The organism is Pseudonocardia xinjiangensis, from assembly GCF_050948425.1.
Lineage (GTDB): Bacteria > Actinomycetota > Actinomycetes > Mycobacteriales > Pseudonocardiaceae > Pseudonocardia > Pseudonocardia xinjiangensis.
The window spans coordinates 6,244,437-6,266,769 of the sequence record NZ_CP192009.1 but is presented as its reverse complement, the minus strand read 5'-3'; the positions used below and the strand labels follow the sequence as shown (position 1 = coordinate 6,266,769).

10 protein-coding genes are annotated in these 22,333 nt (G+C 69.2%); 9 read left to right on the top strand and 1 reads right to left on the bottom strand.

Annotated features, from left to right (window positions below):
* Positions 1-1,136 precede the first annotated feature (1,136 nt).
* From ACQPZA_RS29470 to sbnA (ACQPZA_RS29445), 6 genes are all read left to right on the top strand, one after another.
* Positions 1,137-5,711 (top strand): Pls/PosA family non-ribosomal peptide synthetase, encoded by a 4,575-nt coding sequence (locus ACQPZA_RS29470; RefSeq protein WP_433275395.1) that lies wholly within the window; start codon positions 1,137-1,139, stop codon positions 5,709-5,711.
* A gap of 573 nt (positions 5,712-6,284) precedes the next feature.
* Positions 6,285-8,867 (top strand): Pls/PosA family non-ribosomal peptide synthetase, encoded by a 2,583-nt coding sequence (locus ACQPZA_RS29465; protein ID WP_433275394.1) that lies wholly within the window; start codon positions 6,285-6,287, stop codon positions 8,865-8,867.
* Positions 8,868-8,915: 48 nt separating this feature from the next.
* Positions 8,916-12,161: a non-ribosomal peptide synthetase gene (locus ACQPZA_RS29460; RefSeq protein ID WP_433275393.1), complete on the top strand. Its 3,246-nt coding sequence runs from the start codon at positions 8,916-8,918 to the stop codon at positions 12,159-12,161.
* 20 nt (positions 12,162-12,181) lie between these two features.
* Positions 12,182-13,189, top strand: a complete 1,008-nt coding sequence (locus ACQPZA_RS29455) for a TauD/TfdA family dioxygenase (protein WP_433275392.1) — start codon at positions 12,182-12,184, stop codon at positions 13,187-13,189.
* Positions 13,186-14,214: a 2,3-diaminopropionate biosynthesis protein SbnB gene (gene sbnB / locus ACQPZA_RS29450; protein ID WP_433275391.1), complete on the top strand. Its 1,029-nt coding sequence runs from the start codon at positions 13,186-13,188 to the stop codon at positions 14,212-14,214. The genes ACQPZA_RS29455 and sbnB overlap by 4 nt, the downstream gene beginning before the upstream one ends.
* A 36-nt stretch (positions 14,215-14,250) precedes the next feature.
* Positions 14,251-15,264 carry a 2,3-diaminopropionate biosynthesis protein SbnA gene (gene sbnA / locus ACQPZA_RS29445; RefSeq protein WP_433275390.1) on the top strand — a complete coding sequence of 338 codons (1,014 nt, stop codon included), beginning with the start codon at positions 14,251-14,253 and terminating at the stop codon, positions 15,262-15,264.
* Here sbnA (ACQPZA_RS29445) and ACQPZA_RS29440 read toward each other — a convergent pair.
* The gene (locus ACQPZA_RS29440; RefSeq protein WP_433275389.1) at positions 15,180-15,950 is read right to left on the bottom strand and encodes a hypothetical protein; all 771 of its coding nucleotides are present in this window, start codon (positions 15,948-15,950) and stop codon (positions 15,180-15,182) included. The genes sbnA (ACQPZA_RS29445) and ACQPZA_RS29440 overlap by 85 nt on opposite strands.
* A 533-nt stretch (positions 15,951-16,483) precedes the next feature.
* On the opposite strand from ACQPZA_RS29440, the gene sbnA (ACQPZA_RS29435) reads away from it, so the two are divergent.
* From sbnA (ACQPZA_RS29435) to ACQPZA_RS29425, 3 genes are all read left to right on the top strand, one after another.
* The gene (gene sbnA / locus ACQPZA_RS29435) at positions 16,484-17,467 is read left to right on the top strand and encodes a 2,3-diaminopropionate biosynthesis protein SbnA (RefSeq protein ID WP_169399420.1); all 984 of its coding nucleotides are present in this window, start codon (positions 16,484-16,486) and stop codon (positions 17,465-17,467) included.
* A gap of 308 nt (positions 17,468-17,775) precedes the next feature.
* A complete protein-coding gene (locus ACQPZA_RS29430; RefSeq protein ID WP_433275388.1) occupies positions 17,776-20,655 on the top strand; it encodes a Pls/PosA family non-ribosomal peptide synthetase in 2,880 nt (959 codons plus the stop codon).
* Positions 20,656-21,079: 424 nt separating this feature from the next.
* A complete protein-coding gene (locus ACQPZA_RS29425; RefSeq protein ID WP_433275387.1) occupies positions 21,080-22,243 on the top strand; it encodes a heparan-alpha-glucosaminide N-acetyltransferase domain-containing protein in 1,164 nt (387 codons plus the stop codon).
* The last annotated feature ends 90 nt before the right edge of the window (positions 22,244-22,333 follow it).

Sequence of the window (22,333 nt, the reverse complement as noted above, 5' to 3'; positions counted from 1 at the left end):
TCCGTAACCTTCCCTCATTCACTAGAGTTAGTGGTGCTCGGGCGGGCGCCCTCGTCGCATACAGTGCGAGGTCGGCCCCTCGGGGTCATCGACTGACGAAGGGCAGGGACCCTCATGGGGGATTCGGCATCGGGCCGTCCGACCAGCGGAAGCGCACGGCGCGACCGGCGACACTCTGCCGGCTCGTCCGTGCTGACCCCTCCCACGGGCATGCCGACGGTCCCGGACCTCGGCACGGCGATCCCGGCACAGCGCCACGGTTCGCCGCCGGCACCGGCCACGCCGCCTGCTCCGCCGGTGCGGCGCACCGTCGTCGAGCCGTGTGCGTGTGGTCACGCGAAGGCGGCACACGACCACTACCGGTCGGGCACCGACTGCGGCGCTTGTGGTGCAACCGGTTGCTCCTCCTACCGCCCGATCGGCGGCCCGATCCGACGCACGTTGCGGAGGCTCGGCCTCATCGGCTGAGTCACCACTTCCCGCTCGAACCCACCTACGCCCGGTCGTCCCGTTGGGACGACCGGGCGTCGTCGTACGCGGAGTGACGGCATTCCGCTGTTTATTCGGGTGAACAGAGCAATCCTTCTGGGGCAAGATCGGTGCCCGCTCAGCTCGTTTTCCGGGCCGTCCGTTCCGCGCCCATTACGGAGTGAGCCGGAGTCGTACACCCGCTTGTCGTAGCGCGCCGGGCCGGTGTCATCCCGTCGACCCGCTCATCTGCGATTCATTGCGCCATTTCCGCACCGTTCCCCCGTTCGAGCAGTCAAACGCGCTCGCTAGGGGGACATCGAGCGAAAAGATGAATCGGGTCGAAACGTTGCGTCTCCGGTGCACGATGAATCGGGCACATGGTCCGGTCGGCCGTGGCTCAACGCGGGCCATTCGGTGCAACTGGAGCTGCTGTATGCCGCGTTGCTCGCTCTTGGGTCACGACGCGGTCCGCACTGCCCGGTGGCCCACGCTAGGAGGATTGATCAGCTTGCTCGAGCATGGCCGGTTTACGCGGCCCTACCCGGTTGATGGTGAGTCGCGTCGTGGGTCGAGTGCGCGGATGTGTCCGCCCTGCTGTGGACCGGCCGACGTGAATGGGAGGAAACCGGGTTCGACGGACATCGGTTCTGAGCGGAGGTTCGACCGTGCTGCGCGATCGGCATCCTGACACCGGGCTCACCCGGGAACTGTCCGACGTGGTCCTCGTCGACGACAGGTACTCCCAGGACGTCCGGTGGCACCCCGGTCAACGCCTGGAGCATCTGTTCGAGGAGCGCTGCGACGACCTCCACGACGTCGGCCGCTTCGGCCACCTGGCGGTGGACGTGGCGGACGCGGCGCTGACCTACTCGGAGCTGGACGCACGTGCCAACCGGCTGGCCCGTTATCTGCGTGACCTCGGTGTCGGTGCCGGCGAGCGGGTGGCGTTGCTGCTCGACGATGCGGTGCACGGGTACGTGGGAATGCTGGCGGTACTCAAGTCCGGTGCGGCCTACGTGCCGCTGGACGTCGAGTTCCCGGCGGACCGGATCGCGTACATCGTGTCCGACGCGGCCGTGAGCGTGGTGCTCTCGCTGGAGCACCTGCGCTCGCGACTCGACGGCGTGAACGTCGAGGTGGTGTGCGTCGACGCCGTCGCGGCCGAGATCGCCGCGCAGGACGGGAGCCGCCTGCCCGTCGACACAGGTTTCGTGGACGGCCCGGCGTTCATCAGCTACCCGTCGGGGTCGACCGGTGACCCCATGGGCGTCGCCGTGTCGCATTCCAGCATCTACAACTTCGTGCGGGTGGCGGGGGCGGTGTACGGCTACCGGCCGGACGATCGGGTGTACCAGGGCTCGACCATGGCGGTCGACTTCTCGGTCCAGGAGATCTGGGTGCCGTGGATGGTCGGTGCCACGCTGGTGCCGGCGCCGACGGGGTCGAGACCGACGGGTGCGGACCTGCGCGGGTTCCTCATCCGGCGGCGGATCACGGCGATGTGCTGCATGCCCACGCTGCTGGCCACGATCGACGACGCCGTGCCGACGCTGCGGTTCCTGCTGGTATCGGGGGAGGCGTGTCCGCCCGCCCTGATCGTGCGGTGGTCGCAACCGGGGCGGCGGTTCCTGAACGTCTACGGGCCGACCGAGACGACGGTGGCGGCGACGTGGACCGTGGTGGATCCGGATCGTCGCAAGACGATCGGGGTCCCGCTGCCCACGTACGCGACGGTGATCCTGGATCCGGAGGACCCGGGGCGGGCGCTGGGTCGTGGCGAGGTCGGGGAGATCGGCATCGCCGGGATCGGGCTCACCACCGGCTACGTCAACCGCGACGACCTGACCGACGAGCGGTTCGTCCCCGACTTCCTGGCGATCCCGCACAACCCGTCGGGCCGGATCTACCGGACCGGTGACCTGGGACGGGTGACCGTGGAGGGGGAGATCGAGTACCGGGGGCGGATCGAACGGCAGGTGAAGGCCGAACCGGCGCCCAGCGGCTACGTCGCTCCCTCGAGCCCGGCCGAGCGTCAGCTGGCCGAGCTCTTCGCCGAGATCCTGGGCCTGGAGCGGGTGTCGGTGGACAGCCACTTCTTCGACGACCTCGGGGCCAACTCGCTGGTGCTCGCCAAGTTCTGCGCCCGGGTCCGGTCGAGGACCGACCTGCCCCCGATCTCGATCCGCGACGCCTATCTCCGCCCGACGATCGCCGCGATCGCCGCCGCCCTGCCGTCCGCGACGCCGGACACGCCCCCGGCTCCGGTGCAGCCGGTCCCGGTGGTGGCCACGCGGGTGAGCACCCCGCGGTACCTGCTGTGCGGTGCGCTGCAGTTCCTGGCGTTCATCGCCTCGCTCTACCTCGGCGCGGCCCTGCTGGAGACGGGATTCCTCTGGGTCTCGCAGGCAACCGAGTGGCGCGGGGCCTACCTGCGGTCGCTGGCGTACGGAGCGGTCGTCTTCTTCGGTATGTGCCTGCTGCCGGTCCTGGCGAAATGGGTGTTGATCGGGCGCTGGAAGGCCACGGAGTTCCCGATCTGGAGCCTGCGCTACTTCCGGTTCTGGCTGGTCCGGCTGATCATCCGCGCGAACCCGATGGCACTCTTCTCCGGGTCGCCGCTCTACGTGCTCTGGCTGCGCGCGCTGGGCGCGAAGATCGGCCCCGGGGTGACCATCTTCTCGAAGTCGGTCCCGGTCTGCACCGACCTGCTCACGATCGGCGCGGGCACGGTCATCCGGGGCAGCGCGGTCCTCCCGGGCTACCGGGCGGAGGCCGGCATGATCGAGATCGGCCCCGTCACGATCGGCGAGGACGTGCTGGTCGGCGAGAAGACCGTGCTCGAGATCGGCAGCTCCATCGGCGACGGTGCCCAGATCGGCCACTGCTCGTCGCTGCAGCCGGGCCGGCACGTGCCGGCGGGGGAGAACTGGCACGGGTCGCCCGCCCAGCCCACCGACGTCGACTACCGGGTGGTCGCCCCGGCCCGGTGCGGCACCGGCCGACGGTTCTGGTTCAGCTTCCTGCAGCTGTTCAACGTGCTGCTCATCGGCCCGGTGGGGCTGGCGATCGTGGTCGAGCTGGTGTCGATCATCCCGTGGACCGCGGAGCTGCTGGACGTCGGCCACGCCGGCGTCACCGACTGGCTCTTCTACCTCGAGGTGATCGGGATCTCACTCGTCGTCTTCTACGGCGGGTCCCTGGTGGGGCTCGTGGCGGTGGTGACCCTGCCCCGACTGGTCAACCGGCTGGTGGTGCCCGGAAAGGCACACGCGCTGTATGGCTACCACTACTACATCCACCGGCTGGTCCGGCGGATGACGAACATCCAGTTCTTCCACGGCGTGTTCGGCGACAGCTCCTACATCGTGAACTACCTGACGGCGCTCGGGTACTCCTTCCCGCGGGTGCAGCAGACGGGGTCGAACTTCGGCAACCAGCTCGCGCACGACTCGCCGTTCCTCACCACGATCGGCAGCGGGACGATGGTGTCCGACGGGCTCACGGTGATGAACGCCGACTACTCGAGCACGTCGTTCCAGGTGGCACCGGTGGCGCTCGGGGAGCGCAACTTCCTGGGCAACAACATCTTCTACCCGGCGGGCGCGAAGGTCGGCGAGAACGTCCTGCTGGCCACCAAGGCGATGATCCCGATCGACGGGCCGGTCCGCCGCGACGTCGGCCTGCTGGGGTCACCGTGCTTCGAGATCCCGAGGACCGTGCTGCGCGACAGCGACCTCCACAAGAACCCGGAGGAGCTCGCACAGGGCCTCGCCGGGAAGAACCGCTACAACCGGCGCACGATCGGCATCCTCCTGCAGGTTCGCTGGTTCCAGACGTTCCTGCTGCTGCTCGTCGCCACGGCCGCGGGCGACCTCTACCACACGCTGGGCACCTGGGCGGTCGCGGCGGCGTTCCTGCTGATCCTCGCGCTCGGCACGGGCTACGGCATCCTGGTCGAGCGGCTCAGCACGAGGTTCCGCGACCTGCAACCTCGGACGTGTTCCATCTACGACCCGTACTTCTGGTGGCACGAACGCCACTGGAAGCTGCTCAGCCCCGCGCTCTTCTCAGGCACGCCGTTCCGGCCGCTGATCCTTCGGCTGCTGGGGGTCAAGATCGGCCGCCGGGTGTTCGACAACGGCTGCGCCATCCCGGAGAAGACCCTCGTCACGATCGGGGACGACGCCACCTTGAACGAGGGCGTGGTCATCCAGTGCCACTCGATGGAGGACGGCGCCTTCAAGTCCGACCGCACGGTCATCGGAGCCCGCGTCACCCTCGGCATCCAGGCGTTCGTCCACTACGGCGTCACGATGGCCCCCGACTCGGTGCTGGAGGCCGACTCCTTCCTCATGAAGGGTGGGGCCGTCGGCGCGGGGGAGCGGTGGCGGGGCAACCCGGCCGTCGAGACCGACGAAGGCGCGCCGCGCCCGGTGCCCGCAGCGATCCCCGCGCTCTCGATCCCGGAACCCTCGCCGGTCCCGGCGCGGGAGGTGATCCCCGCGCTGTCGATCCCCGAGCCGTCGCCGGTCCCGGCGCGGGAGGTGATCCCGGTGCCCTCGGCGAGCCCGGCTGTTCCGGCGCCGGCGCAGCCACGGCTGCGGCCGCGGCTGCTCCCGGTCGGGGTGGCGGTCGCGGTCTCGATGGCGCTGTCGTTGTCGATCGCGGTCACGGTGGCGATGGCGGGCCAATCGGTCCAGATGGGACAGCCTGCCGCCGTGCCGCCGCCGGCCCTGCCCGACCCGATCCCGGCCCAGCCCGTGCCTGCGGCGGCGCCGGTGCAGCAGGTGGAACCGCAGCAGGCCCCGCTGGAACCGGCGGTGCTCGAAGCGCCGGCAACCGCGCAGGAGCCCGTCCAGCCGCGCCGCGACAACCCGCCGGCCGAGGTGCCGGCGCCCAGGGCGCGGGTCGAGACGCCCCCCGCGCCACCTGCGGTGCGGCGACCGGCGCCCGCGCCGCCTGCTCCCGCTCCGGCGCCGACAGCCGAGGGCGCGCCGGATCCGACTGCGGCTCCCACGACCAGGCCGAGTACGTCCCGGCCGACCACGACCCGGCCGAGCACCAGCCGGCCGTCCGCCACCCGGCCGGCACCGAGCCGGCCGACCTCGTCCCCGGCGCCGTCCTCGAGCCCGCCGTCCTCGACCTCTACGCGGCCCCCGCGCCGGACCGGCGAGCAGTCGTCAGGGGCGCCACGGACGTCCCCGGGCAGGCCGTCGGCCACGACGAGCAGACGGGAGTGACCGGTCCGGCAGGGAGTCCGGTCGCCCCCGGCTGCCAGCCGGACCCGGACTCGGGGGCCAGACGGGTGATTCCGCCGCATCGATACGTGGACGGTCGTCCCGCGGCTTTCTCCTGAACCGGACGGAACGGGCAGGCCCGGTACTCCGGCAGGACGACGGCTCGTGGCGCTGTGCCCGGTTGCCTCGTTGGACCTTCACCGCATCAGCGGCACCCGACGTCGGGGAGCCCGCACATCCGGTGTTCGGCGGCGCGCATTCGGGTTCCGCCGGTCGGCCATGCATGGCGGGCGGGTGAACGGCGGATGCTCACGAAACATTGGCTACCGAATCAGCGATTTCCCGGATACCTGTCGCAGACGGCCCGGATCTGGGGCTCGCCGGCCGGACGTGCGGATCGAATCAGGCCGCACCGGGATCAGGAGATCGCGCTGGGGGCGCGATACCGAACCCTGATCAGTTGATGTCAGGAGGAGAAATGATCTTGCGTGAACATGGTGGGTTCTGCCCCGGATCGGCGGCCGGACCTTCCTGATGTTCCGTGCTTCTCCTCATCTGCGTCAAGGAGCCCAGGTAGTGGCGAAACCTGTCGATGTTCTGGCGGTCGACCCAGCTCAATCCACCACCCTCCAGCCGGTTTCCGCCGGCCCTTCGGCCGGGACCGACGAGCGCCTCGCCGCGGTACTGGCCGAGGTCGTCGGGGTCCAGCACGTGTCGGTCGACAGCCACTTCTTCGACGATCTCGGCGCCGACTCGATGGTCATGGCCCGGTTCTGCGCCCGGGTCAGGAAGCGGCCGGATCTGCCTGCGGTCTCGATGAAGGACATCTACCGGTATCAGACGATCAGCAGGCTGGCGGCGGCACTCTCGCATGAGGTCGCCGCGCCCGTCGAGGCCCCGGAACCGGCGCCCGCCGATGTGGTGAAACCGGCCCGCGGGTGGGAGTACGTCCTCTGCGGAGCGCTGCAGCTACTGATCTTTCTCACGTATACCTATCTCGCTGCGGAGGTCATGGAACGCGGCTACGAATGGATCTCCGTCGCCCCCGGAATCCTTGAGATCTATCTGCGGTCGGTTTTTTTCGGCGGCGCCGCCGTGCTGGCCCTGTGCATCGTCCCGATCATCGCCAAATGGTTGATCATCGGTCGCTGGAAGCCTCGGCAGATCCGGGTGTGGAGCCTGGGGTACGTCCGTTTCTGGGTCGTGAAGGTGCTGGTTCGGTCGAACCCGTTGCTCCTGATGATCGGTATGCGGTCGCGCACGAGCGCGAGCTCGCCGCTCTATGCGCTCTATCTGCGGGCGCTGGGCGCGAAGATCGGGCGCGGCGTCACGATCTACTCCCGAAATGTGCCGCTGTGTACCGATCTGCTCACCATCGGCGACGGCAGCGTCATCCGTAAGGACGCGTTCATCAACGGCTACCGGGCCAACAACGGGGTGATCCAGACGGGTCCGGTCACCCTCGGGAAAGAGGTGTTCGTCGGCGAGATGTCGGTGGTCGACATCAACACCTCGATGGGCGACCGGGCTCAGCTCGGCCACACGTCCTCACTGCACTCCGGGCAGGTGATACCTGACCGCGAGATCTGGAGCGGATCGCCGGCGCAGCGGAGTCAGGGGAGCTACCGGATGGCGGGCCCGGTCCGCGTCACCGCAACGCGCCGGACGGTCTACGGCATCCTGCAGCTGCTCAACGGGCTGTTCGTGTTCATGCCGCTGCTGATCAGCGGCCTGATCATCCTGCTGGCCGAGGTCCCTCAGCTCAACGCGCTCCTGGATCCAGGGCCCATGGTCTTCACGAGCTGGGAGTTCTACCTCCACGCGCTGATCATCTCCATGGTGCTCTTCTTCGGTGGGACGCTCGTCGGCCTCCTCGTCGTGATGACCGTTCCCCGGGTGTTCAACCTCGCGATCAAGCCGGACCGGGACTACCGGCTGTACGGCTTCCGCTACGCGGCTCAGCGGATGGTCGCGCGGCTGACCAACCCCAAGTTCTTCACGTTCATGCTCGGCGACAGCTCCTACATCGTCAACTATCTTCACTGGCTCGGGTACAAGTTTCCCGACGTGGTGCAGACCGGGTCTAACTTCGGGATGGACCTGAAGCACGAGAACCCGTACCACAGCACCATCGGAAGCGGCACGATGGTCGCCGACGGGCTCTCGATCGTCAACGCGGACTTCTCGAGCACGTCGTTCCGCGTGTCTCCCACGGCGATCGGTGCACGCAACTTTCTCGGGAACTTCATCGTGTATCCGGCGCAGGGCCGCACGGGTGACAACTGCCTCCTCGCGACGAAGGTCATGGTGCCGTTCGGAGGAGTGGCCCGGAACGACGTCGGGTTGCTGGGATCTCCCCACTTCGAGATCCCGCGCACGGTCCAGCGGGACACCCGGTTCGATCACATGAAGACCGCGGAGGAACTGCCTCGCCGGCTCGCCGCCAAGAATCGGTACAACATCGCGACCATGGGGGTCGTCCTGCTCGTGCGGTCGATCAACGTCTTCATGGTCACGCTGTTCGCGTTGGGCGCCGCGGACCTCTATCCCCTGCTCGGGGCGGTGTCGATCGCCATCGGTGGCGTTCTCGCCCTCCTGTTCAGCCTCTTCTACACCGTGCTCATGGAACGTCTCGTCGCGGGGTTCAAGGACCTGCGTCCCAAAGTCTGCTCGATCTACGATCCGTACTTCTGGTGGCACGAGCGCTACTGGAAGCTGAGCGCGCAGCCGAAGATCCTCGACGGCACCCCGTTCAAGGGCCTGGCCTGGCGATTGCTGGGGGTCCACATCGGAAAGCGTGTCTTCGACGACGGGTGCGGCATCGTCGAGAAGACGTTGGTCACCATCGGCGACGACTGCACGCTCAATGCGGGAAGCAAGATCCAGTGCCACTCGCAGGAGGACGGCGCATTCAAGTCCGATCACATCGTCATCGGCTCGGGCTGCACTCTGGGGGTCAGCTCAATGGTTCACTACGGAGTGACCATGGGTAACGGATCGGCACTCGCCGCCGATGCTTTCCTCATGAAGGGTGAAGAAATGCCGAAGAACGCCCGGTGGGGGGGAAACCCGGCCCGGGAGATGCGGGAGGACCACGGACGGATGGCGTTGGCGGTGATTCCGCCGCAGCTGGTCGCGCGCCATGCACAATCGCATTAGCGGAAATGCAGTGGTCAACACCATGGTCACGGTGAGTGGAGGTTGTCGATGGGAGCGGTAGTGGAGGCCGGCCGAGAGTTCTGGCGCGGAGTGCTCGTCGCCGGTGGCTCGACCGCGATCCCACGCTGGAGGTCCGGCGCGGTGGCGGGTGTCGCCGAGTACGGGACCCCGGTTCCCGACGCGCTGGTGACGGCGGTGCACCGGTTGGCGGACGAGCTGGCGGTGCCGTTCAGCTCGGTGCTGCTGGCCGCCCACGCCACGGTGCTCGCGGCGCTGTCCGGTGAGCGGGACGTGGTCACCGGTTACGTCGCCGTCGACGGCGGCCACCCGCTGCCCTGCCGGCTGACGACCGAACCCGGGTCGTGGCGCTCGCTGCTGCTGGGTGCGGGCCGGGTCGAGTCGGAGCTGGTGTCGCACCGGGACTTCCCGGTCGAGGACTTGCGGCGCGAGCTGGGCGTGGCCGGCCCGTCCTTCGAGACCGTTCTGGACCCGACCGGTCACGCCGGCGAGCTCGCCGAGGGCACTGTGCTGCGGGTCGGGATCGCTGACGGGCGGCTGGTGCTGCGCTACCGGACCGAGGTGCTCGACGCGGACTACGCGGCGCGGGTCGCGGGCTACCACCTGTCGGCGCTGTCGCTGATGACGGATGGCCCGGATGCGGAGCACCGGCGGCAGAGCTTGCTGTCGGTCGAGGAGCTGGGGTTTCAGCTCGAGGGCCTGGCGGGTCCGCGGCGGGAGCTGCCGGACCTGCGGTTCCACGAGCTGTTCGAGCAGCAGGTCGCAGCGCACCCGGACGCGGTCGCGGCGGTGCAGGGTGAGCGGCGGTGGACCTACCGCGAGCTCAATGCCCGCGCCAACCGGCTCGGGCGGGCGCTGCTGGCCCGCGGGCTGCGGCGCGAGGACGTGGTCGCGGTGGTCACCGAGCGGAACCTGGACTGGATGGCCGCGGTGCTGGCGGTGTTCAAGGCCGGCGGGGCGTACCTGCCGATCGAGCCGCACTTCCCGGCCGACCGGATCGCGACCACGCTCTCCCGCGCCGGCTGCACGCTGGTGCTGACCGAGCCGGGCAGCACCACCACGCTCGACAAGGCCCTCGACTCCCTGTCGAGCGTCGAGCGGCTGGTGGTCGATGTCGCGTACGGGGAGGACCACGCCGAGGATGACCTGGGTGTGGCGGTGACGGCGGACCAGCTGGCCTACATCTACTTCACCTCCGGCTCGACGGGTGAGCCCAAGGGTGCGATGTGTGAGCAGGCCGGGATGCTCAACCACCTCTACGCCAAGATCGACGCCTGCGAGATCGGTGAGGGGCAGGCGGTCGCGCAGACCGCGCCGCAGTGCTTCGACATCTCGCTGTGGCAGCTGGTCTCCGCGCTGCTGGTGGGCGGGCGCACCGTGCTCGTGGAGCAGGACGCCATCCTCGACGTCGAGCGCTTCGTCGACACGATCACCGAGCACCGCGTCGCGGTGCTGCAGGTCGTGCCCTCCTACCTCGAGGCAGTGCTGTCGTACGTGGAGCGGCACCGCCGCGAGCTCCCGGACCTGCACACCGTGTCGGTCACGGGTGAGGCGTTGAAGAGGGAGCTGACGCAGCGCTGGTTCGCCGCGGAGCCGGCGATCAAGCTGGTGAACGCCTACGGGCTGACCGAGACCTCCGACGACACCAACCACGAGGTCATGGACCGGGCTCCCGACGGGGAACGTGTCCCGCTCGGCTCGGCCATCCAGAACGTGAGCGTGTACGTCGTCGACGAGCACCTCTCCCCGGTGCCGCTCGGCGCGCCGGGGGAGATCGTCTTCTCCGGGATCTGCGTCGGTCGCGGCTACATCAACGACCCCGAGCGCACGCGGCTCGCGTTCCTGGCCGACCCGCACCGCGAAGGCGAGCGGCTCTATCGCAGTGGCGACCACGGCCGCTGGCTGCCGGACGGCAAGCTCGAGTTCCTCGGCCGCCGCGACGCCCAGGTCAAGATCCGCGGCTTCCGGATCGAGATCGGCGAGATCGAGAACACGCTGCTGCGGGTGCCCGGGGTGCGCGACGGCGCCGTGGTGGTGGCCGAGCGGCCCGACCAGAGCAAGCAGCTCGTGGCGTTCTACTCCGCAGGGGGGCCGCTCGAGGTCGACGTCCTGCGGGACCGGCTGGCCGAGTCGCTGCCCGAGTACATGGTGCCGTCGGCCTTCCACTGGCGGGACAAGCTGCCGCTGACCGCGAACAGCAAGATCGACCGCAAGGCGCTGACGGCGCTCGCCGGAGAGCTCGACGTCGTCGAGGAGGACTACGACGCACCGCGGACGCCGACCGAGGAGCGGCTGGCGGCCGCGTGGGCGAAGGTGCTCGGCGTTCCGGTGGACCAGATCGGGCGCGGCGACCACTTCTTCGACCGCGGTGGCAACTCGCTGTCTGCCGTGAAGCTGGCCATCGCACTGGACCGGGCGGTGTCGCTCAAGGACATCACCCGGCACCCGGTCCTCGCCGATCTGGCCGGCCTGGTCGACGGCAGGTCCGAGCGCCGCCCCGGCTTGCTGCAGGCCCTCTCGGGATCGGACGGTGGGCAGGTCGGCGCGCTGGTGTGCTTCCCCTACGCGGGTGGGAACGCGGTGAACTTCGAGCCGGTGGCCAGGGCCCTGCGGGGGAGTGGGCTGGCGGTTCTCGCCGTCGAGCTGCCCGGCCACGACCTGGCTGCCGAACGCGAGCCGTTCATGCCGATCGTGCAGGTCGCCGAGCAGGTGGCCGCCGAGATCGTCGGGCGTGGCCTGACCAGGGTGCTGCTGTGGGGCCACTCCTCCGGCACCGCGCTCGCCCTCGAGACGGCGACGCAGCTGCAGGCACGGGGGGTGGCTGTCCAGCGGGTGTTCCTGGCTGCGCAGCTGCCCGGCGACGCCGGCGTCCGGCGCGCCACCATCGCCGCGCTCTCGGAGCGGACCAGCGCCGAGATCGCCGCCGGCCTGACCGCGGACACCGGCTACACCCAGCTCGGGGAGCTGGACCAGCAGCGTGCCGAGCACGTCGGCGCGGCCTACCTGCACGACTGCGTGTCCGCCCACCGCTACTTCGCCGACGCCCTCGACAGCCCGCCTGCGGTGAAGCTGTCCGCGCCGATCACCGCGGTGGTCGCCGCCGACGACCCGAGCACCGCGCGGTTCGCGCAGCGGTACCGCGACTGGCAGCTGTTCGCCCGGGATGTCGACCTGCACGAGCTCGACGACGGCGGGCACTACTTCCTGCGCACCCGGCCCGCTGAGGCGGCGAAGGCCGTGCTGCGCGCCGCCGAACTGATGGCTTTCTCCTCATGACAACGGAAAGGAAGATCGAGATGTCGTCCTCATCCGCGGCGTCACTGCTCGACGTGGACCTGCAACCCGGCAAGCCGCCGATGTTGCGGGCCGACCCCAGCGGCGACGCGCCGCGCTGGGCGGGCGAGCGCCGGGACGCGTTGCGCGCCCTGGTCGCCGAGTACGGCTCGGTACTGGTCCGCGGCCTCGGCCTGCGCGACGCGGCGGAGGTGGCGGCCGTGTTCCAGCGGCTGACCACCACCGGCCTGATGGCCGAGAGGGAGGCGTTCGCACCCCGGCAGGTCTACTCCGAGGGCGTCTACTCCTCGACGAAGTGGCCGGCGAACCAGCAGATGTGCATGCACCACGAGCTGAGCTACACCCTGGAGTTCCCCTCGGTGATGCTGTTCGCCTGCCTGGGCGCGGCCACCAGCGGAGGCGCGACCGGAGTGGCCGACTCGCCGACCGTGCTCGAGGCACTGCCGCGTGAGCTGGTCGACCGGTTCGAGCGCGAGGGCTGGCTGCTCGTCCGGAACTACAACGAGGACATCGGGGCGTCCTGGGCCGAGGCGTTCGGCACCGAGGACCCGGGTGCCGTCGAGAGCTACTGCCGCGCCAACGCGATCGAGTTCGAGTGGCAGCCCGACGGCGGGCTCCGCACCAGGCAGCGGCGCAGCGCCGTGGTGCGCCACCCGGTGACCGGCCGGCGCTGCTGGTTCAACCAGATCGCGTTCCTCAGCGAGTGGACGATCGATCCGGAGGTGCGTGAGTTCCTCGTGGACATGTACGGCGCCGACGGGCTGCCGTTCACGACGCGGTTCGGCAACGGCGAACCGATGACCCCGGACGTCGTGGACCTGCTCAACGAGGTCAACGAGGCCCACACCATGCGCGAGCCGTGGCAGGCGGGCGACCTGATGCTGGTGGACAACATCCGCACCGCCCACAGCCGGGAGCCGTACGAGGGGCCGCGCGAGGTGCTGGTCGGCATGGCCGACGCGGTGCGCCTGGTCGACTGCTCGCCCACCATCGATGTGAGCACTTCATGAGCGCGAACGTCCCGCCGTTCGCGGTGATCTCCGGCGGTCAGGTCCAGCAGGCGCTGCAGGGCCGGGAGAAGCAGATCATGGAGGTCGTCGAGGCCACCTACCGGTTGCACGGCGCCGGTGACTCGGTCAACCCGCCCTCCTACTTCCTGCGATTCCCCGACCGCCCCGCCGACCGGATCATCGCCCTGCCCGCCTCCATCGGCGGCCAGGTCCGCGTCGACGGCCTCAAATGGATCTCCAGCTTCCCCGGCAACGTCGCAGCCGGCATCCCACGCGCCTCGGCCGTGCTGATCCTCAACGACCACGACACCGGCTACCCCTTCGCCTGCCTGGAAAGCTCCATCATCAGCGCCACCAGGACAGCCGCCTCCGCCGCGCTCGCTGCCGACCGGCTCAGCCGCGGCCGCACCCGCCCCACCCGCGTCGGGTTCATCGGGGTGGGCCTGATCGCCCGCTACATCCACACCTTCCTCACCGGCACCGACTGGTCCTTCGACGACATCGGCGTCTTCGACCTGTCCACCGAGCACGCCGCGGGGTTCCGCGGCTACCTCGAACAGACCGGCACTCCCGGACGCATCACCGTGTACGACACCGCCGAAGACCTCATCCGCTCCAGCGACCTGGTCGTGTTCGCCACCGTCGCCGCCCAGCCGCACATCAGCGACGTGTCCTGGTTCGACCACAACCCGCTGGTCCTGCACGTGTCACTGCGCGACCTCGCCCCCGAGATCGTGCTGGCCTCCACCAACATCGTCGACGACGTCGAACACTGCCTCAAAGCCAACACCTCACCCCACCTCGCCGAACAGCTCACCGGCAACCGCAACTTCCTGCACGGCACCCTGGACGACGTGATCGCCGGACAGGTCACGGTGCCGGCAGACCGCCCGGTGGTGTTCTCACCCTTCGGCCTCGGCGTGCTCGATCTCGCCGTCGGCAAATACGTCTACGACGAGGTGACCCGCTCCGGCGAGCTCCACGTCGTCGACGACTTCTTCCACGAGCTGCGCCGGTACGGGTGAACGGCCGAGTGCTCTGCCGAAATTGAGGAGGCCATCGTGCCAGTCATATCCGTTCCACAGGCCTTCAACGAGGATGAGCTCTACGTCGACCTTCGACGGATCTACGGGCGTTCACTCTTCCTCAAGTGTGAAGGTTTCAACTTCGCGGGCTCGATCAAGCTGAAGGCCGCATCGGAGATGGTGGAGGCCGCCGAACGCGACGGGCTCCTCAGACCGGGATCGATACTCATCGAGTCCTCGTCCGGCAACCTCGGCGTCGCGCTGAGCATGATCGCCGCGAGCAAGGGCTACCGGTTCATGTGCGTGACCGACTCCCGCTGCAACCTGTCGACCAGGTGGTTGATGGAGGCCTTGGGCAGTCAGGTGCACGTCATCACCGAGCCGGACGTCCACAGCGGCTTCCTCGGTGCGCGGCTCACGTTCGTCCGCGCGCTGTGCGCCTCGGACCCCCGGTACGTCTGGCTCAACCAGTACACCAACGAGGACAACTGGAAGGCGCACTACCGCAGGACCGCGCCGGCCATCGCCCGCGAGTTCCCGCGCCTCGACGTGCTGTTCGTCGGGGCCGGCACCACCGGCACCCTGATGGGCTGCGCGCGCTTCTTCAAGGAGTGGCACCGGCCGGTGCGGATCGTCGCGGTGGACAGCGTCGGTTCGGTGACCTTCGGTGGCGCACCGGGCCGTCGCATGATCCCGGGCCTGGGCACCAGCGTCCCCCCTCCGCTGCTCGACGAGGCCTACATCGACGAGGTCATCCAGGTCGAGGAAGCGGACACCATCCGGGCCTGCCACCGGCTGGCCCGCAGCGGGTTCCTGTTCGGCGGCTCCACCGGCACCGCGGTCAGCGGTGCGATGAGCTGGCTGGCCCAGCACGACGAGGGCGACCTCACCGCCGTAGCCATCGCCCCCGACCTCGGTGAGCGCTACCTCGACACGATCTACCAGTCCAACTGGGTGCACGACCTCTACGGCGAGGACGTGCTCGACACCGCCGACGAGATGCCGACCGGCACCCGCTCGACCCGGGCCCGGGAACAGATCCCCGGCTGACCGGCTCCACGGGTAGCCAACGCGCAGGAGGTCGCTTGCCTCGAGAAGTCCTGACCGTGCTCGACCGTCCTCATGACGGGTGAGGATGTGCCGCCCACCGCGCCCAGTACGAGGGCAGCGGTGCGGGCGGTGGCCCCGATGGTGCTCGCCGGAGTGGTCTCCGTGGCCCTGCTGCTCTCGGTCACGGCCGCGGTGGCGCTGTCGACCGGGGCGGCGGTGCGTTCGCCGATGCGGTCGGTGCCGATCCCGACATGGCCGTCCACGGATCCGAGCACGGCCGCCGTGCCCGCCATGGTGCTGCCGACCGGCGGGCCCGAGATGCCGCCGGCCCTGCCGGACGTCGCCGCCGGCCCGGGGACCCAGGAGCCGTCCGTGCGTCCCACCCCGCGCACGGCGCAGGTCCCGACGCGGCCTGCACGGACCCCGCGACCCACCGCCCGGCCCCGGACGACCGGAGAGGCGCCCCGGGCACAACCGAGGAGACCGGCGACCCCGAGGACGGGGATCGGACCGCAGATCTCGACGGGGGATGAGCCCGGCCCGGCCTCCGAGGTGTCCGAGTTGCCACCGAGGTCGTCATCGAGGCCGCCATCGCGGTCGTCATCGAGGCCGCCGTCCCGCTCGGCCACGCCGTCGGACGAGCCGGACGCGACCTCGGCGGAGCCCGACGAGGAAGAGCCGACCACAACGACAAGCTGACGCCGGCTCAGCCACGCCGTGCGCTCCCCACCCCGCCGGATTCTTCGGGGTCGGCCCGCTCGCCCGCTATATCCACACCTTCCCGACCGGCGGCGGATGGTCGTTTCGACGAAATTGGCCAGCGCAACCGGATTCTGCGGATATCTCGAGAAGTCCGGCATCCCCGAGCGCTCACGGTGCCCGACAATGCCGAGGATCTGACCGCTACGGCGCCCTGGTGGTCTCCGCCACAGTGGTGAGCCGACCGCGCGTATGAATACGTGTCCTGGTCAGAACGCAACCACTGGTGCTGACCGCATCGCTGCGCGATGTCGCGCTGGAGATCGTGCTCCCGCCGACAATTGTCGTGGCCGCTGTCAGGAATTGTCTCAAGGCCCACACCTCACCTCATCCGGTCGAGCAGCTCACGACGGCCGGGGTTTCCTGCACGGCACATTGGATGACGTAATGGCCGGACAGGTTACGGTGCCGGCGGACCGGTGCGTTGCTTTCTCGCCCTGTTGCAGACAAGGAGGCAATCGTGCCTGTGATCTCCGTTCCCGAGCGCTTCAACGAGGACGATCTCTACGTTGACCTGCGCTCGATCTTCGGCCAGTCGCTGTACCTGAAGTGCGAGGGAATCAACTTCGCCGGCTCCATCAAGCTCAAGGCCGCGAGTGAGATGATCGAGGCCGCCGAGCGGGACGGGATCCTGACCCCGGGGTCGATCCTGATCGAGTCGTCGTCCGGCAACCTGGGCGTCGCGATCAGCATGATCGCGGCGAGCAAGGGATACGAGTTCCTGTGCGTGACCGACTCGCGGTGCAACCTCTCCACCAGACGACTGATGGATGCGCTGGGCAGCCGGGTGCACGTCGTCTCCGAGCCGGCCGCCGTGGGCGGCTTCCTCGGTGCGCGAATCGACTACGTCCGCGCGATGTGTGCCTCTGACGACAGGTACGTGTGGCTCAACCAGTACTCCAACCCGGGCAACTGGCAGGCGCACTACCGCACGACGGCACCGGCGATCGCTCGCCAGTTCCCGCTGCTGGACGTGCTGTTCGTCGGAGCCGGGACCACCGGGACCCTCATGGGATGCGCCCGCTTCTTCAGGGAGTGGCACCGCCCGGTGCGGATCGTCGCGGTGGACAGCGTGGGCTCGGTGACCTTCGGTGGTGCTCCCGGCCGGCGCATGATCCCCGGCCTGGGTACCAGCGTCCGGCCGCCGCTGCTCGACGAGTCCTACATCGACGAGGTGGTGCTCGTCGAGGAGGCGGACACCATCCGGACCTGCCACCGGCTGGCCAGGCGTGGCTTCCTGTTCGGTGGCTCCACCGGCACGGCGGTCAGTGGCGCGACCCGCTGGCTCGAGCAGCACGGCTCGCCCGACGTGGTCGCGGTGACCATCGCCCCTGACCTCGGCGAGCGTTACCTGGACACCGTCTACCAGACCAACTGGGTGCACGGCCTGTACGGCGAAGACGTGCTCGCCGAGGAGTCCGTCGCCCCGGCCCGTACGGCCTGATCGACAGCTACGCCGGTAACAAGCGCGCCGTCCTGCCATTCGGCGAGGCGCGACAGGCCTTTTCTCCCGGAGCTCGTGGAGCGGAGCGGACGATTTCGCCGTCGGCGGCGTCCGCTGCCCGCAGGCCTGAGGTGAAACGTTTGCGGAACCTTTTCCCGCGGGTCCTCGAGTGCTCTCCGCGGGCCTTCCCGCATGCCACTCGGCACGACCAAATTTGACTGAAGGAGCTCACGTTCGTGGGAGAGTCCGTCGAGGCCATGACCGAAGTCATTGACTGCCCGGCCCCTCGAGTCGGCCACACCGGCCCGATGTCGACCCCGGAGAAACTGCTTGCCGACGTGCTCGCCGACATCATGAAGATCGGGCGGGTGGAACCGGAGAGCAACGTCTTCGATGACCTGGGTGCCGACTCGCTGGTGATGGCTCAGTTCTGCGCCCGGCTGCGGAAGCGGCCCGATCTGCCGACGGTGTCGATGAAGGACGTCTACCGGCACCCGACGATTCGAGGCCTGGCCACCGTCTTCGCCGTGCCCCCGGGCCCGGCTCCGACAGCGATGCCGGCAGCGCTGCCCGGGCCGGTGGCGCCGGTCGGCCCGCCCGTCGTTCCCCGGCCCACGCCGGCACCCAGGCGCCAGGCTGCAGCGCCCGCGACGGCTGCCACAGCCCTTGCGGCGGTCCTGGCCGAGGCGGTGGGAGTGGAGCGGGTGTCGCTCGACAGCCACTTCTTCGACGATCTGGGCGCCGACTCGCTGGTGATGGCCCGGTTCTGCGCCCGGCTGCGGAAACGGCCCGACCTCCCGAGCGTGTCGATGAAGGACGTCTACCGGTACCCGACGATCAGCAGCCTCGCAGCGGCGTTCGCCGAAGCCGCGCCGGTGGCGCCCGCCGGTACCGCGGTCGTCGCGGAGCCGCCGACCGTACGGATCCGGAGTATGGATCCGGCCGGCACCGAACCCGCGGCCGGGACGGACAGCGCGGCCGGGACGCGCAGGCGGGCGAGCACGCTGCAGTACCTCTTCTGCGGGGCGCTGCAGGCGGCGGTGTTCCTCGGCTACTCCTACCTCGCCGGAGTGATCATCGACGCGGGCTACAACTGGGTCTCGTCCGGCTCCGGTCCGGTGGAGGTCTACCTGCGGGCGCTGGAGTTCGGTGCCGGGACCTTCGCCGGCCTGAGCCTGCTGCCGATCGTGGTGAAGTGGGTGCTCGTCGGGCGGTGGAAGGCTCAGGAGATCCCGATCTGGAGCCTCGGGTACCTCAGGTTCTGGATCGTCAAGACGATGATCCGCGCGAACCCGCTGCTGCTGTTGATCGGCGCTCGCTCGCGGACGAGCACGGCCTCGCCGATCCTCAACCTCTACCTGCGGGCGCTCGGCGCGAAGATCGGGCCGAACGTCGCGATCTTCTCCCGCACCCTGCCGGTGTGCACCGACCTGCTCACCATCGGGGAGGGCACGGTGATCCGCAAGGACTCGTTCTTCTCGGGTTACCGGGCCCATGACGGGATGATCCAGACCGGGCCGGTCACGCTCGGGAAGAACGTGTTCATCGGCGAGATGTCGCTGGTCGACCTCGGTGCCTCGATGGGCGACGGGGCGCAGTTGGGCCATGCCTCCTCGCTGCACAGCGGGCAGGCCGTGCCGGCGGGCGAGAGTTGGGACGGGTCGCCTGCACAGCGGTGCGGCGCGACCTACCGCGTGGTCGAGCGGGCGCCGGGCGGCAGGCTGCGGAGCGCCTGGTTCGGGTTCCTCCAGGTTCTGTCGGTGCTGGTGATGGCCATGCCGCTGCTGGTCAGTGCCCTCGTCCTGCTGCTGGGTGAGGTTCCGCAGCTCAACACACTGCTGAACCCCGGGCCGGCGGCGCTCACGACCTGGACGTTCTACCGCGACATCCTGATCGCCTCGGCGGTGCTGTTCGGCGGCTTCGTGGTGATCGGCCTGCTCGTCGTGGGCACCGTTCCGCGCCTGCTCAACCTCGCGATCAAGCCTGGCAAGGTCTATCCCCTCTACGGATTGCACTACGGGCTGCACAAGTCGATCGCGCGGATGACCAACGTCCGGTTCTTCACCTGGCTCTTCGGCGACAGCTCCTACATCGTGAAGTACCTGAGCTGGATCGGCTACGACCTCGGCAAGGTCGTGCAGACGGGGTCGAACTTCGGTATGGAGGTGCGCCACGAGAACCCGTTCCTGTCCGCCGTCGGCAGTGGGACGATGGTCGCGGACGGGGTGTCCTTCATCAACGCGGACTTCTCGAGCACATCGTTCCGGCTGTCCCGGGTGGCGCTCGGATCGCGCAGTTTCCTCGGCAACAACATCGCCTATTCCGCGCAGAGCGCGGTGGGCGACAACTGCCTCCTCGCGACGAAGGTGATGGTTCCGGTCGGCGGCAAGGTCCGGGAAGACGTGGGTCTGCTGGGCGCGCCCAGCTTCCCGATCCCGCGATCGGTCGAGCGGGACGTGAAGGCGAGTCGCCTGAGCCGGGTGGAGCTGCGCCGCAGCCTGGCCGCCAAGAACAGGCACAACATCGTCACCATGGCGCTGTACCTCATGGTGCGGTGGGTGTTCTTCTTCGGGGTCCTGCTGCTCGACGCCGCATCCGCGGAGCTGTACTTCGGGTGGGCGAGCCAACTGGCGCTGGCGCTGTCCGGTGTCGTCACCATCCTGTTCACCCTCGGCTACTGGGTGCTCGTCGAACGCCTCGTCATGCGCTTCCGGAGCCTGGAGCCGCGGATCTGCTCGATCTACGACCGCGCGTTCTGGCGGCACGAGCGGTACTGGAAGGTGCCTGCTCAGACCTACATCCAGCTCTTCAACGGCACTCCGTTCAAGGGCATGGTCTGGCGCATGCTGGGCGTGCGGGTGGGACGTCGTCTCTTCGACGACGGCCTCACGATGACCGAGCGCACGCTCGTCGCCATCGGCGACGACTGCACCCTCAACCTGTCCAGCAACGTCCAATGCCACTCGCAGGAGGACGGCGCGTTCAAGTCCGACCGCTCCACGATCGGCAACGGTGTCACCCTCGGCGTCAACGCATTCATCCACTATGGCGCTCATGTGGGCGACGGCGCCGTGATCGAAGCGCACTCGTTCCTGATGAAGGGCGAGGAAGTGCCGCCCCACGAACGATGGAGCGGTAATCCCGCGGCGGAGTCCGAGACGGCCACCGCGAACTGGAGCGCCGGCTGACGCACGGCACGGGCCGATACGTTCCGACACTCTGCTCGTGGGCGCTTTCGTGATGGATGTCGCCGGTTGGCCGAACCGGAGCGGTGGTCCTCGCCACAATGTCGAGCCGCTCCCGGCCCCGGCGACGTGTGGTGGGGGAAGCGCGAAGCCGCGCCTTCGTTCGTTCTCCCGTCGATCGACGACGCCGAGCGTCGTCCGCAGATCGGCACCCCGGCGTATCCGGGCCTTCCCGGCGACCGGGCGAACACTCCGCACTGTCAGAGGGGAAAACAGTTCCTGTGGTACTCGTTTCCTGGCTCCGTCGAAATGCTTCGAACCCGCTACTTCTCGTCATCCGGGCAACCGTCGTTCCGCAATCGTGAACAGCCCCGGAAGCGGTAGGCAGATGACCGAGGGCACGACAGGGACAGAGGTCCGTGCACCAGTGCGCAGGCCGCGCATCGAGGGGGTCGACCTGGCCAGAGGGCTGGCCCTGCTCGGGATGATCGCCACGCACGTGTTCGCCGCCGTCGACGACAACGGGACGCCGACCGCCGCCACCATCGTGGCGGCGGGTCGCTCTGCCGCCTCGTTCGCGATGATCGCGGGCGTGAGCCTGGCGCTCATCTCCGGCCGGCAGCGGCCGTTGGAGGGGCGGGAACTGGCCGCCATGCGCACGGGCATCGTGGTGCGCGCCGTCGTGATCGGGGCGATCGGTCTCGCCATCGGGTTCAGCGACGACGTCGACATCATCCTCCCCTACTACGCCGTGCTCTTCCTGCTCGCGATTCCACTGCTGCGGTTGCGGCCACGGGTACTGGTCCGCATCGCGATCGCGCTCGCGATCATCGCGCCGCTGCTGAACACGGCGATGATCTTCGCCGGCCTCCCCAGGCCCGACGACAACCCCACGTTCACCACCCTGTTCACCGATCCGGTCGGCCTGTTCCAGGTGCTGTTCCTGACCGGCTACTACCCGGTGCTGGCCTACCTCGCCTACCTCTGCGTGGGGCTCGCCATCGGGCGATGTGACCTGTCGTCGGCGCTGGTGGCCCGCCGCCTGCTGGTGGGCGGGATCGCGCTCGTGGTACTGGCGTGGGCCATCGCGTTGCCCCTGCTGTACGGGCTGGGCGGTATCCACACGCTGACCGCGGCCGGGGACTTCAACAGCGACCCGGCGTCGTCCTACCTCCTGTGGGACGGGGACGATCTCGACCCCATCAGCTCGTGGTGGTGGCTCGCGCTGCCCGCGTCACACTCCACCAGCTGGATCGACATGATCAACACGATCGGTTCGGCGATGGCGGTGATCGGAGGCTCGCTGCTCGTGGTGCGTGTTCCGCTGATCGCGCGGCTGCTGCGGCCGATCACGGTGGCGGGGACGATGGCTCTCACGATCTACACCGCGCACGTGCTGGTGCTCGCCACGGGCGTGCTGGACGACGAGCCCGGGCTCCTGTACCTGCTGCTGATCGTCGGCGGGTGCGTGTTCGCGCTGCTGTGGCGGCGGTTCGTGGGGCAGGGCCCACTGGAGAGGCTCGTGGCGGAGCTCTCGGGCCGGGCCCGGCACGCCGTGCTCACCGCCCGCCCGGCCGAGCGGCGCGCGTAGCGCTGCGGCCCGGCGACGTGGCACCGGCGGGATCCGCGGAGACGGACCCGTGCCGGTTGCCACGTCGCACCGGTGGTGCTGCGGGGGCGC

What these genes read in the sequence shown, in the direction of transcription:
- ACQPZA_RS29460 (WP_433275393.1), top strand. Translation starts at nt 8,916, where the DNA reads ATGGGAGCGGTAGTGGAGGCCGGCCGAGAGTTCTGGCGCGGAGTGCTC.
- ACQPZA_RS29455 (WP_433275392.1), top strand. Translation starts at nt 12,182, where the DNA reads ATGTCGTCCTCATCCGCGGCGTCACTGCTCGACGTGGACCTGCAACCC.
- sbnB (WP_433275391.1), top strand. Translation starts at nt 13,186, where the DNA reads ATGAGCGCGAACGTCCCGCCGTTCGCGGTGATCTCCGGCGGTCAGGTC.
- ACQPZA_RS29430 (WP_433275388.1), top strand. Translation starts at nt 17,776, where the DNA reads ATGTCGACCCCGGAGAAACTGCTTGCCGACGTGCTCGCCGACATCATG.